This window comes from Bacilli bacterium, from assembly GCA_036381315.1.
Taxonomy (GTDB): Bacteria; Bacillota; Bacilli; order Paenibacillales; family KCTC-25726; genus DASVDB01.
In genome coordinates, this window is the sequence record DASVDB010000037.1 from 1 (window position 1) to 12,442 (window position 12,442).

At 50.4% G+C, this 12,442-nt stretch carries 13 protein-coding genes; 5 read left to right on the plus strand and 8 right to left on the minus strand.

Features of this window, described 5'->3' with window-relative positions:
- Nucleotides 1-48: 48 nt before the first annotated feature.
- From VF260_02865 to VF260_02875, 3 genes are read left to right on the plus strand one after another with little or no spacing between them, the layout of a single operon-like run.
- A complete protein-coding gene (locus VF260_02865) occupies nucleotides 49-852 on the plus strand; it encodes a phosphosulfolactate synthase (GenBank protein HEX7056128.1) in 804 nt (267 codons plus the stop codon).
- Nucleotides 853-895: 43 nt separating this feature from the next.
- Nucleotides 896-1,633 carry a 2-phosphosulfolactate phosphatase gene (gene comB, locus VF260_02870; protein HEX7056129.1) on the plus strand — a complete coding sequence of 246 codons (738 nt, stop codon included), beginning with the start codon at nucleotides 896-898 and terminating at the stop codon, nucleotides 1,631-1,633.
- A gap of 54 nt (nucleotides 1,634-1,687) precedes the next feature.
- A complete protein-coding gene (locus VF260_02875; protein ID HEX7056130.1) occupies nucleotides 1,688-2,140 on the plus strand; it encodes a DUF441 domain-containing protein in 453 nt (150 codons plus the stop codon).
- A gap of 2 nt (nucleotides 2,141-2,142) precedes the next feature.
- On the opposite strand, the gene VF260_02880 is transcribed toward VF260_02875, so the two are convergent.
- From VF260_02880 to aroQ, 7 genes are all read right to left on the minus strand, one after another.
- The gene (locus VF260_02880; GenBank protein ID HEX7056131.1) at nucleotides 2,143-3,927 is read right to left on the minus strand and encodes a sensor histidine kinase; all 1,785 of its coding nucleotides are present in this window, start codon (nucleotides 3,925-3,927) and stop codon (nucleotides 2,143-2,145) included.
- Between the two features lie 16 nt (nucleotides 3,928-3,943).
- Entirely contained in the window at nucleotides 3,944-5,527 is a 1,584-nt protein-coding gene (locus VF260_02885) for a response regulator (protein ID HEX7056132.1), read from the minus strand.
- 63 nt (nucleotides 5,528-5,590) lie between these two features.
- Nucleotides 5,591-6,703: a glycosyl hydrolase family 8 gene (locus tag VF260_02890; protein ID HEX7056133.1), complete on the minus strand. Its 1,113-nt coding sequence runs from the start codon at nucleotides 6,701-6,703 to the stop codon at nucleotides 5,591-5,593.
- A 196-nt stretch (nucleotides 6,704-6,899) separates the two neighbouring features.
- On the minus strand, nucleotides 6,900-8,153 hold the full coding sequence (locus VF260_02895; GenBank protein HEX7056134.1) for an aspartate kinase: 1,254 nt from the start codon (nucleotides 8,151-8,153) through the stop codon (nucleotides 6,900-6,902).
- Between the two features lie 66 nt (nucleotides 8,154-8,219).
- Nucleotides 8,220-8,777 carry an elongation factor P gene (gene efp / locus VF260_02900; protein ID HEX7056135.1) on the minus strand — a complete coding sequence of 186 codons (558 nt, stop codon included), beginning with the start codon at nucleotides 8,775-8,777 and terminating at the stop codon, nucleotides 8,220-8,222.
- Nucleotides 8,778-8,799: 22 nt separating this feature from the next.
- Nucleotides 8,800-9,876 carry a Xaa-Pro peptidase family protein gene (locus VF260_02905; GenBank protein ID HEX7056136.1) on the minus strand — a complete coding sequence of 359 codons (1,077 nt, stop codon included), beginning with the start codon at nucleotides 9,874-9,876 and terminating at the stop codon, nucleotides 8,800-8,802.
- 10 nt (nucleotides 9,877-9,886) lie between these two features.
- On the minus strand, nucleotides 9,887-10,333 hold the full coding sequence (gene aroQ, locus VF260_02910) for a type II 3-dehydroquinate dehydratase (GenBank protein ID HEX7056137.1): 447 nt from the start codon (nucleotides 10,331-10,333) through the stop codon (nucleotides 9,887-9,889).
- 188 nt (nucleotides 10,334-10,521) lie between these two features.
- Here aroQ and VF260_02915 point away from each other — a divergent pair, with 188 nt between their 5' ends.
- Both VF260_02915 and VF260_02920 read left to right on the plus strand, forming a co-directional pair.
- Complete coding sequence (locus tag VF260_02915; protein ID HEX7056138.1) at nucleotides 10,522-11,493, plus strand: DUF1385 domain-containing protein; 972 nt, start codon at nucleotides 10,522-10,524, stop codon at nucleotides 11,491-11,493.
- Between the two features lie 14 nt (nucleotides 11,494-11,507).
- A complete protein-coding gene (locus VF260_02920; protein HEX7056139.1) occupies nucleotides 11,508-11,792 on the plus strand; it encodes a hypothetical protein in 285 nt (94 codons plus the stop codon).
- On the opposite strand, the gene VF260_02925 is transcribed toward VF260_02920, so the two are convergent.
- A partial coding sequence (locus VF260_02925; GenBank protein ID HEX7056140.1) for a patatin-like phospholipase family protein occupies nucleotides 11,789-12,442 on the minus strand: 654 nt, incomplete at its 5' end. The two genes, VF260_02920 and VF260_02925, sit on opposite strands and share 4 nt — an antisense overlap.

The window sequence follows — 12,442 nt, forward strand, 5'->3', positions numbered from 1 at the left end:
TTGCACAAAGAAAACATACATTTTATTTACAGTGAGGAGACTTGTTTTATGAATGTTTCCACGCATGCGAACTGGCATCCCGCGCTGCTTGACCCGTCCGGCAAGCGGCAGGGAAAACCGCGCACCTGCGGCATCACCATGGTGATTGACAAAGGCATGGGGAATACTGAATTTACCGACTTGCTGTATACTTCCGGAGAATATTTGGATATGATTAAAATCGGGTTCGGCACTTCGCCGCTCTATCCCCGCGACCTGTTGCGAAAGAAAATCAAATTGGCCGTCGAAAACGGCATCGGCATCATGCCGGGGGGCACCTTTCTGGAAGCGGCTGTATATAACGGCGCCGTTGACGCTTTCTTCGAATCCGCGCACGATCTGGGCTTTACCGCGATCGAAGTTTCCGACGGAACAATCGAACTTTCCCGGCAGGAACGCAACCGGATCATTTTGCGCGCCGTCAAGGAAGGATTCCGGGTTTTCACGGAATACGGCAAAAAGCTGCGCAAAGCGGAATTCGAAGTAACGGCATTGGCGGATACGGTGCATATCGATATCGAATACGGGGCGGAAATGGTCATCGTCGAAGGCAGGGAATCGGGCAAAGGCGTGGGCATCTACAATGAACAGGGCGAATGCCGGGATGAGGTCATTTTGCGCGCGCTTGATCTGATCGAAAATCCGGAATATCTCATGTGGGAGGCGCCGCGAAAAGAGCAGCAAGTGCATTTGCTGAAAATGCTCGGCAGAGACGTAAACCTGGGCAATATCGCGCCCTCCGATCTGCTCTCGGTCGAGTCGCTGCGCCGCGGATTGCGGTCGGATACTTTTTGTTTCCGCAAAGCGGATTAACGGCAAGGCCCCATTTTTACAACTCTTTGGCGGGAGGGCAAGCATGCAGATTGACGTTGTCGGAACAGTCAACGAAGCAAGATCTGATGATTTCTACCATAAAACGGTCATTGTGATCGATGTGCTGCGCGCAACCAGCACGATCGCCACCGCGCTGGAGCACGGATGCGCAGGCATTATTCCCGTGGAAACGGTAAGCCAGGCGGTCAAACTGCAAACCGGCGAATATATGTTGGGCGGGGAGCGGTTTTGCAAAAAACTGGCCGGTTTTGATCTCGGGAATTCGCCTTTGGAATATACGCGGGAGGAATTGGCGGGAAAACAAGTCATCCTGACCACGACGAACGGAACCCGCGCTTTGCAAAAGTCGCAAAAAGCGGAAAACATTTTGGCGGGCTCGCTTTTAAATGCTTCCGCATGCGCCAAAGCCGCCGTGGAACTGAAAAGAGACATCGTCATTTTATGCGCGGGCACGCTGGATATGTTCTCCATCGAAGACGGCTTATGCGCCGGATTCATCGTCGACGAAATCGGCAGACTGGTGAATGAGCAAATCGCTTTGAACGATCTGGGCATCGCCATGAGGCTTGCCTGCGCGCAGGCAAAAGAGGCGATGGAACAAATATTGCTCGAGTCGGCGCACGGGAAAAAACTGACGAAACTGGGCTATCGCGACGATGTTGTGTTTTGCTCGCGGATCAATGTCTTTTCGCTCGTTCCGATCCTGAAAAATCAACTGCTTGTCCCGTATACCAGTTCTAAATCGGACTTGCGCTCATAAACTGTTACGGAAAAAGACTGTCTTTTCGTCTATTCCGAAACAAGGGGCGCGGCAATGAACGGTGAATGGTTACTGGTGATTTTGATTCTGGTCGGGCTCGCGGGGCGCTCGCACATCATCACAACGGCGGCTTGCATCCTGCTCGCGATCAAGCTGGTGGAACTGGAACGGTATTTGCCGTCCATCGAAAGGCGCGGACTGGAACTGGGCCTCTTATTTTTGACCATGGCCGTGCTTGCCCCGTTTGCGGCGGATAAAATCGCCTTCAGGGACATCGTCGACGCGTTTACTTCGCCGCCCGGAATTCTGGCCCTTGCCGGGGGCGCGATTGCAACATACATGAACAGCAAAGGGCTGGAATTGTTGAAAATAGACCCACAGGTCATTGTGGGTCTGGTGATCGGATCGATTTTCGGCATCGTGTTCCTGAAAGGCATCCCGGTCGGTCCGCTGATGGCCGCCGGCATTACCGCGCTGCTCATGAAACTCTTGCAGGCGCTATTTTAAGACTAATTTTCCGCCGCTCGAAATTGTTGCGAAATGACCGTATCCCGCAGCGGAAAACGTATCGTCACGCGCGTTCCCGCCCCTTGCGCGCTATCAATCTTCAGTTCAAACCGGTCGCCGTAATATAGTTTCAAACGATAGAAAACATTTTTGATGCCAATCCGTTCCCCCATTGACTCGTTTTCATACAAATCCTTCAACAACGCATTGCGTTTTTCCTCGCTCATGCCAATGCCATTATCCGTTACCGTGCAGAGCAACGTCTCTTCGTCCATGATGATTTGCAAGTGAATGGCGCCCATATCCTTCAAATTTTCAATTCCGTGGATGCTGGCGTTTTCAACAAACGGCAATATCGACATTTTCGGGATCAGGCAATTTCCCGCTTCCGGGCTTGCTTGAATGGAATAATCCAGCTTTTCGCCAAAGCGGTATTTCTGAATCTCCAGAAAACAATGAATCAGATCCAACTCTTCGTTGACCGTCACCCAATCTTTTTCCCAGGTTAACGATTTGCGAAAGATTTTCGCCATATTGTAGATAATTCTTGCGGTTTCCTGTTCTTTTTTGATCAGGCTGCGCATCCGGATCGTCTCCAAAGCGTTAAACAGAAAATGCGGATTGATTTGGCTTTGCAAGGCGTGTAGCTGAGCCTGCTTGCGTTTGATTTCCAAATCTTTTTTCTGGATATCGGCGACATACACTTCATTGATCAGTTTGCGGATTTGGCGAATCATCCGGTTGAATTCTTCCGTCAACTGGCCGATTTCGTCGCGATAGTTTTCGTGTCTGATCAGTTCAAAATTTTGCCGTTTGACCTGCTTCATATGCTTCAAAACCCGGATAATCCGCAGATTGAGCGATCGCGTAATCCAGAGGATGATTAAAGTCGGAATGACGATATTGGGAATGGCCAAATACAAAACCATATTCCGCGATTTATGGACGTCTTCGAGCACGTTTTTCTCGGATACGACCCCTACTATGCGCCAATCTTTCAGGTAGCTGACATTGCGGAAATTCCGCTCGAACACATGCATGCCGGCAGCCATTGCATCTTGCGCGAACTTCACATGCCGCGTGGACCAATCCACCTTGGGATTCGTCGTGTATTCAATCGTATCGTTTTTGCCCAGCAAATAGATGTCGCCCTGAACGGTCACGTTGTGTAAAACATCTTCAATCGTATGAATGTCGATGTCAATTTTCAGGATCTTTTGCCACTTGTTCATATAATGATAATCGAGTCTGCGAATCACGCTGAATGTCTGATTTGCGCCTGTAAGAGAGGAAATATTATTGCGGATAACTAGCGGGGAAGAACCTTTTATATTCATCAACTCCCGGTACCACTCGGTTTTGCGGATCTCGCCGGTAATCGGCAAGACGCTGCCGCCGCCGATGATGGTCGGATTTGTCGTATAAATTTCAATATTTTTAATGGCTTTATAAACAGGACTGAATTTCCCGATCGTATAGTTGATCGTGTTATGGTATGCCTCTACATAAGCGGACGGATGCGGGTAACTTTTATCGAGGGCGTCATTTAACAGACTGTCTGTGTAAAGCACTTCCGAGATCCCTACGGCAAGGTCAATCTGGGCGCGAAAATCTTTGCTGGTCTGTTCCATGGCAAGCGAAATATCCCGAATCTTTTGGTTGCGCACATTGTTTGTCGTTACCGTGTAGAACATGATATTCGTAAAGATGATGGGAATAAAGACGGAAAGAAAATACAAAATCAGCATTTTGCTTCTTATTCTGACGTTGTTCAAGTTAAAGCCCATGCGCATGCCACCGTCCTTATTTTTGCAGCAAGGCGTTGCGATATTCCGTAGGCGTGCAGTGCTCCACTTTGACGAATTGGTACACAAAATAATCGGCGTTGCTGAAACCGACGCTTTCGGCAATTTCGTAAACGCGCAACTCGGTTTGGCGGAGAAGCTCTTTTGCCTTTTGAATGCGGACGTGCAAAAGAAAATCGTTAAAATAAACGCCGAACGTTTTTTTGAACAATTGTCCCATGTAAACAGGATTCATATAAAATTTTTTGGAAATGCTTTTCAAACTGATCGTTTCATAATAATGCGTTTCAATATAAGACTTTACCCTGGAAATTTCGCTAATCGTATTCGCTTTGCGCAATTTTGCGATCAACCGCGAGCTTTCCAATATAAAATTTGCAAACAGGCTTTTCAATTCCGTAAGCGTAATCGGATAGAGCGTCCACTGCATAAGCGGTTTTAGCGTCAGCAGGTCGTTTTTGTCCCCCCGCATGGCGCCGATTGCGCGAATGACGTGGAAAACCATTTCGGTTATGGAATCTTTTATCGCTTCATAGGCAACATGTTTATTTTGGAATTCTAGAAACACGTTGTCAATGGTTACATGGAGCGCCTCTTCGTTGTGTTCTTCGATTTGTTCCAGCAAAACGGCAATCTTGTCGCGGGCAATTTCCGCGAACGTAAGCGATAAAGATTGCAATTTGTCATATTGATACAGCTTGAATTCCGGATAGGCGTACTTGTACCGCATGGCCTCGTTGGCGGTTCGGTATGCATGGCCGACATTTTCCGCCCCGCTTGCCAACTGCCCGATATACATGCGCGTTCTGTCGGCGATTTTCCCGTCCAACCGGGCAAACACGCCTTCCGCGAATTTTTCCGGATCGTTTTCCCACTGCAGCAAACATCTGAACGGCAGCAGGAAGCCATAAACTCCTTTTTTCTGTTCATTGCCATAAATCTGCTCATTGCCGCCGCAGGCCTCCGTTACCGCCTTGCCAATGTTGTCGCCAATGTGCGCGAATCCGACGCCATTTTGCTCATCGCTTGCGTATTCAAGAATTCCGTTTACCTCAACAATCAGGTAGTAAAACAATTCGGACTTGGCCAAATTGCACAACATGGATAATTCATCGGCATTTTCGCTGCTTAACTCGCCCAATTGCAATTGTTTCAAAATCGTATCCGCCATGATCGCTTTCTGTTTGTATTGCAATTGCTTTTCTTTCTCAATTTGCTCGTTCAGATTGTTTAACGCCTTCACCAATTCTTCTTCGTCAATCGGCTTTAATATAAAATCGTGCACGCCGAACTTGATTGCCTGTTGGGCATATTTAAAGTCGTTGTATCCGCTTACAATAATGAACTTGATTTTGTCATTGCCGTTTTCCCTTACTTTCTGGATTAATTTCAATCCGTCCATTTCCGGCATGCGAATATCGGTTAAAACCAAATTCGGGGCGTTCAGTTCAATCAGCTGCAACGCTTCCTCGCCATTGCCCGCCTCTCCGCAAATGGTAAAACCGCATTGCTCCCAATCGATCAGATTGCCTAGCCCTTGTCGGGCAAACACTTCATCATCGACAAGAATCACCTTATTCACCAGATGCCCCTCCTTAGAATAAGCAAGCAATTTAATGTCCGGAATCGTTCAAAGAAACACAAATTAATCCCAGATTCGGTAACGCCCGCTTAAAGCCAGTAAGGCGAACATATACAGGCAATTGTCATAATATCTTCGTTCACCGGTGCGAACAGGTGTATTCCAGAATAATTCCACACAGGCGCGCGAGTGCGGGCCATCCGCGGCCAACGAGGCCATCGCGTTAGTAGCCAATAATCCAACCGGATGCAAGGATTTGTCCGCAAGCGCCTCCCCCGCGATCGTATATCGGCGATAATCGTTTGGATCTTTGTCGGCAAAAAAGCTTTGTATTTTATTCGCCGTCTCCCTCTCCCATTCCTTCACGCCAAACCATGCGCAATCCAACCCGATATTGGCGGCAACCCGGTAAGCATCGCTGTAGAACCGGCCAAACCCGTGCGTGTTGTTGGGCGTGCCGTCATAATAGGCGTATTCGGGCGCAAGGCCGGTAACCGGATGGCATGCGCGCCGCAAAAACGCCCGGCTGGCCGCGGCCGCCTCTTCCCAGGTTTTACGGTCTGCGGGATCCGCCCATAAAGCAAACAATTCGTAAAAATGCGGCAAATGATAGGAAGGGTCGGTAAATTCGCAATTGGGCACAAATTTGATCAGCTTGTTTTGCGGGTTCCACATCGGTTGCCCGATGCCGTCTTCCCCTTTGTGCAAGCAAGTATGCAGCAAATTTCGCGCCTGTTTGCTATAATCGCACGGATATTGCCCGTCTCCCCAGCGATGCGCCGCAAAAAACAGCGCCATGGCGAAATATTCTTCCCCATCCGGAGCGGGTCCCGCGGCATTGGGCGTTCCGTCCGGCTGACACGACCAGGCGAAATAGCCGGCGTTTTCTCCCTCCTTCATATACATGTGTTTCATGGCCCATTTCCACAGGCGGTCAAAAATGTCTTTGCGATCATATTGCACCGCCATCATCATGCCGTAAGACATCCCCTCGGTGCGGACATCGCGGTTGCCCGTATCGAGAATATAGCCAAGATCACGACCGACCGGATAATAAATTCTGGTGTCGTCATTGTCGCCGAATAAATCGTTCCACGTACGGTTCAGCCTGCTTTCGATTTCCGCCGCGGAATATCCGTATTCCCGCAACAAATTCCGATATTCAACATTGTACAAGGCCTTCTGTCCCCCGTCTCATCCGTTTATCTATAACATAATCGAACTGTCGCCAACTGTCATCCATTATACCTACTCCGTATTGCTTGCCAGACCTAAAAAATTTTATATAATTCTTTTATTAACTTAGAAAATTCCCGGCAAAGAGGACAAAAAAAAGAGGTACGATTGTACCCCCCGCCAAAAATCCGTCCGATTAGCGCCGTTCCTGCGGTCCGCCGACATAAGCTTGTTCGGCGGTATCCAAACCGTAAGCGCTGTGGAGCGCCGCGACGATGCGGTGGTGATGCTCGGCGGCGATCACGCAGGAAACCTTGATTTCCGAAGTGCTGACCATTTTGATGCTGACGCCTTCGTTGGCGATGACTTCGAACATTTTGGCGGCAACGCCGGGATGGCTGACCATGCCCGCGCCGACGATCGACACTTTCACCAATCCATCTTCGGAAGTGACTTCCCTGAACGACGCCTCGCTTTTGATGCTTTCAATCACTTCAACCGCCTTTTTGGCTTCATGCGCGGAAACGGTAAACGAAAAATCCGCTTTGCCGTTCTGCGCGCCGCTTTGCACAATAATATCGACGTTGATTCCGGCATCCGCCAGCGCCGTGAAAAATTTGGCCAATACCCCGGGCTTATCTTCCACTTCCATGATGCTGATACGGGCAACGTTTTTGTCGCTGGCAATTCCCCTGACAACGATCCCCTGTTCCATCCTGGCTACCTCCTTCACCTGTGTCCCTTCATTGTGGTTAAAGCTTGACCGCACCACCAGATTGACGTTGTAATGTTTGGCGTATTCGACCGCCCGCGGGTGCAATACGGCCGCCCCCAAATGCGCGAGCTCAAGCATTTCGTCGTAAGATATTTCCGTTAATTTTCGCGCCACGCGAACAATTCGCGGATCGGTCGAATAAACGCCGTCCACATCCGTATAAATTTCGCAAAAATCCGCGTGAATTGCCGCCGCCAGCGCAACGGCCGTCGTATCCGAACCGCCGCGGCCCAAAGTGGTGATTTCGCCGTCCGGCGTGATCCCCTGAAACCCGGCGACAATCGCGACCTTTCCGCTGTCGATGGCCGCAAGCACGCGGTCCGGGCGAATGGCGCTGATGCGCGCCTTGCCGTGCACGGCTTCGGTTTCCATGCCCGCTTGCCATCCGGTAAACGAGATCGCCTCCTGCCCCAGTTCCTGAATCGCCATGGCGACTAACGAAACGGAAACTTGCTCGCCTGTGGCAAGCAGCATATCCATCTCGCGCGCCGACGGCGATGCGGTGATCTGCCTGGATAAATCAATCAGATCATCGGTCGTGTCGCCCATCGCGGACACAACGACAACACATTTATGCCCGGCCCGCTTTGCCGCGACAATCCGCTCGGCGACCTTGCCAATGCGTTCCGCGGTGCCGACCGAGCTTCCCCCGAATTTCATAACAATAGTAGGCATTGTATCCACTCTCCCTTGCTCCGCATAGTCGGCGCAAAAAACGAAAACCGTTAGCGGAGATTTGTCCTAAGCTCGCGAAATATATTTGCCTTCGCGCGTATCGATCAAGAGCACATCGCCTTCATTGATGAACAACGGCACTTGCACGATCAGTCCGGTTTCCAGCGTGGCGTTTTTCGTGGCGCCGGTCGCCGTGTTGCCTTTAACGCCCGGCTCCGTTTCGGTCACTTTCAATTCAACGCTGTTCGGCAGCGTGATGCCGATAATTTCCCCCTGATAGCTCGCGATATTGATCGTCATGTTTTCTTTCAGGAATTTCAATTCCCATTCGATCTGTTTGCGCGGGAGCGAAATTTGGTCGTATGTCTCCATGTCCATAAAGGTGTATTCATCGCCGCTGTTGTATAAATATTGCATTTCGCGGTTTTCCATATGCGCGCGCCCGACATTTTCGCCGGCGCGAAACGTTTTGTCCACGATGTTGCCGTTGCGCAAATTTTTCAGCTTGGAACGGACAAATGCCGCGCCCTTGCCCGGTTTGACATGCTGGAAGTCGAGCACGGTGTAGATATCGCCGTCCACTTCAATGGTAAGTCCCGTTTTAAAATCGTTTACGTTAATCACAACATTTCCCTCCAAGTCAGATTCAATCGATTATGGTGAAAGTTTTGCTTGCTTTGGTTATCACTTCAATTCCGGTCGCGGTGATGACGATATCGTCTTCAATCCGCACCCCGCCAAACCCCGGCAAATAAATTCCCGGCTCAACCGTCACGACCATGCCCGGTTCGAGCACCGTGTCATCCTGCATGTTTAAACGCGGGCTTTCATGGATCTCCATCCCGATTCCATGTCCGGTGCCATGGCCGAATTTGTCGCCGTAGCCGTATTTGCCGATTACGTCTCGGGCCAGCGCATCCGCCTGTTTGCCCGTCATGCCGGGCTTGATATGCTCCAGCGCATGCAGCTGCGCCTCGAGCACGATATCGTAAATTTCCCTGTGCTTTTCCGTCGGTTTTCCCAGCACCACAGTGCGGGTGATATCCGAACAATAACCTTTGTAATAGGCGCCGAAGTCCAGTTTGACAAATTCGTTTCCGGCCAGGATGCGGTCGCTGGCCACGCCGTGCGGCAGCGCCGAACGTTCGCCGCTCGCCACGATTGTGTCGAAGGAAGTGGACGTTGCCCCGTTTTGGCGGACAAAAAACTCGATTTCCAAAGCGATATCCCGCTCCGAAATGCCCGGCTTAAGCACGTTGCCGACCAAATGGGCAAATGTCCGATCGGCGAGTTCCGCCGCTCTGCGCATGATTTGCAGCTCGCCCTCGTCCTTGATCCGGCGAATCTTTTCCACCAAATGATCGGTTGCGGCCAGTTCAATCCCGGCCAACTTCCCGCGCGCGCTTTGGTATGTCGCAAACGTCATGTCATGCTCTTCAAACCCCAGGCGTTTCACATGCAGTTCATTCAATGCGTCTTTCAATGTCACAAAAGGATCGGGCAGATGCTCCATCACTTCAAAGCCGATTGCCTGCTCGCGGGCTTGGGACATATACCGAAAATCGGTAAACAAAACGGCTCGGCTCTCCGTCACGAGCACATAGCCCGAAGTGCCGGTAAAACCCGTTATGTATTTGCGGTTATAGCCATTTGTAATCAGTACGGCTTCCAATCCCAGCCGCTTTATTTCCCCGCGCAGCTTTTGCAGACGGGACGTTACCATCGCACATCACCTACGCCTGTTTAAGATGTTCCAAAAGCGCCATTAAACCGAGTCTGTAACCGTACGCGCCGAAACCGCTGATTTGCCCGACGGCGATCGCGGCTGTCACCGAATGGTGGCGAAACGGCTCGCGACTGTAAATGTTGGAAAGATGCACTTCGACAAACGGGATTCCGACTCCGGCAAGCGCGTCCCGCAGCGCATAGCTGTAATGCGTAAACGCGCCCGGGTTGATCAGGATTCCGTCCGCTACGCCATACGCCTGCTGAATGCGGTCAATGAGCGCTCCTTCCGAATTCGTCTGAAAAAAATCAAGTTCCAAAAAGCCATGTTGTTCCGCAAACAAGCGCAAGTCGTTTTCGATATCGCCAAGCGTCGTGCGTCCGTACACGTTCGGTTCGCGAACGCCAAGCATATTCAGATTCGGGCCGTTCAACACAAGCACCTTGTTTTTCATCCGCGTAACCACCTTTGGCAGACTTGGTTAGGCCAAACCGGCATGCCAACTAAAACATTTTACCACACTGCCGCGGGTTTTGAGAATGTTTTTTCCTTATTATGTTCAACGAACTCCCATGTAATTGGTGGCATTCGCCGGCGGAATCGGCTACAATAGAATCGACGAAAGCAAGAAAGGTGATCGCGATGCCGCAAAAAAAATGCCCGGTTTATGGCGGACAGGCCGTTATCGAGGGCGTTATGTTCGCCGGCCAAACCGTCAACGTCACGGCTGTACGCCGTAAAAATAATGAGATTGAATTTTTTGAGGTGCCCAAAAATGAGCAAACGTGGGTCAAATGGCTAAAGAGAATTCCGCTGATCCGCGGAATTGTCGGCATCATCGACGCCAGCGCCAAAGGATCGCGCCACTTAACCTTTTCCGCCGAAGTTTACGCGGAAGATGAGGAAGCGGAAGACGGCGCCAAAGCGAAAGCCGAAAAGCCCGCGAAAAAGGACGAGGAATCGATTTTTTCGAAATTTTCGATGATCTTGAGCGTCGCAGTCGTCGGGGTGCTCTCCTTTATTTTCGGCAAATTGATCTTTACGCTGGTGCCGGTTTTCGTAGAAAGCTTTTTGTTCAAACATGCGTTTGAAAACCAGATTCTGCACAATTTGATCGAGGGAATCATCAAAATCATCCTGTTGTTGGCCTATTTGTACTTTATCTCGCAAACGCCCTTAATCAAGCGCCTGTTCCAATATCACGGCGCAGAGCATAAAGTGATCAGCTGTTACGAGGCGGGTTTGGAACTGAATGTCCGCAACGTGCAGCAATTCAGCACGCTGCATTACCGCTGCGGCAGCAGTTTTATCGTCCTGACCGTTATTCTGGGCGTTATTATCTATTCGTTTGTGCAATATGATACATTGTGGGAGCGGGTATATGAGCGGCTGCTCTTATTGCCCGTCGTGATCGGCGTTTCGTATGAAACGCTGCGTCTTACGAACAGCCTCCGCAATATTCCCGTTTTGCGCGCGCTTGGCTACCCCGGGCTTTGGCTGCAGCTTTTAACAACCAAACAGCCGAGCGACGAGCAAGTCGAGGTTTCCATCGCCTCCTTTAAACGCATGTTGGAACTGGACCGGGAGCATTTGACCAACAAAATGATTCGCTAACGGAGGAATTGCGCATGCGCAAAGGCGAAAGAATATTCATCTGGATTTTGATCGCGCTTTTTACCATCGGGCTTTTTAGTTCATTGTTGCGCTCGACGACGACGCTGATTGCGATTTTCGTCTTCGGCACCGTGTTTTTGCTGTGGAAATTTCCCCCGAATACATGGCGGCCGCGGATAACCCGCGGCCGCAAAGGCGCGGGCAAAAAGCAAAAAATACGCGTGAAAAACGCCCGTTTCCGCGTCATCAGCGGCAATAAAAAAGACGGAGACGAGGATAAGCCGCCGCGTTTTCATTAAATATATTTGGCCACATGCAATTCATACTGGCTGACATAAGAAGAAAGCGACCATTTGTCAAAAAACCTCTCCGCCGCGTCTTTACCCGCTTCATACAAGCGCATCGCTTCTTCCTTGCTGATATCGAACTGTGTGGTTTGCACCCCCAAGGTCGGAATCTTGATCGTCCGAAACCGGTTCCGTTCATCGATGTACCGTTCATCGTGCGCTCCCATCATCGTTGCGAACAACGCCTGAAACATCGACAGCGGCCCATGGATTTCTTTCGGCCGCGCTTCATTTTTGCCCACCAGATTAAATCCCAATACGGGAGTCATTTTGCGGTCTTCTTTATTTGTCTTGTCAAAAATCCATAAGGGAAAATTGCTTAAAATGCCGCCATCGACCACGTAGATGACGCGTGGCGATTTTTTGCAAGCGCCATCATCCGCCCGCTGCCGTTTTTTGATCACGACCGGATCGAAAAAAAACGGCAGGCTCGCGCTCATCCTTACCGCTCGCGCCACTTCCAAATTTCCGGGATTCATCCCGTATTGGCGGATGTCGTCGGGAAGCAGCAAAAGCCTGCCGCGGGTAATATCAGACGCAATAATCCGCAGTTTGTCGGGCGGAAGGTCCTTGAAATATCGCACGCCCTTTGCCAAAAGCTT

Excerpts from the sequence above, each read along its gene's own strand:
- VF260_02880 (HEX7056131.1), bottom strand. The coding sequence starts at position 3,927 with ATGGGCTTTAACTTGAACAACGTCAGAATAAGAAGCAAAATGCTGATT.
- VF260_02915 (HEX7056138.1), top strand. The coding sequence starts at position 10,522 with ATGCCGCAAAAAAAATGCCCGGTTTATGGCGGACAGGCCGTTATCGAG.
- comB (HEX7056129.1), top strand. The coding sequence starts at position 896 with ATGCAGATTGACGTTGTCGGAACAGTCAACGAAGCAAGATCTGATGAT.
- VF260_02875 (HEX7056130.1), top strand. The coding sequence starts at position 1,688 with ATGAACGGTGAATGGTTACTGGTGATTTTGATTCTGGTCGGGCTCGCG.
- aroQ (HEX7056137.1), bottom strand. The coding sequence starts at position 10,333 with ATGAAAAACAAGGTGCTTGTGTTGAACGGCCCGAATCTGAATATGCTT.
- VF260_02865 (HEX7056128.1), top strand. The coding sequence starts at position 49 with ATGAATGTTTCCACGCATGCGAACTGGCATCCCGCGCTGCTTGACCCG.
- VF260_02905 (HEX7056136.1), bottom strand. The coding sequence starts at position 9,876 with ATGGTAACGTCCCGTCTGCAAAAGCTGCGCGGGGAAATAAAGCGGCTG.
- VF260_02920 (HEX7056139.1), top strand. The coding sequence starts at position 11,508 with ATGCGCAAAGGCGAAAGAATATTCATCTGGATTTTGATCGCGCTTTTT.
- VF260_02895 (HEX7056134.1), bottom strand. The coding sequence starts at position 8,153 with ATGCCTACTATTGTTATGAAATTCGGGGGAAGCTCGGTCGGCACCGCG.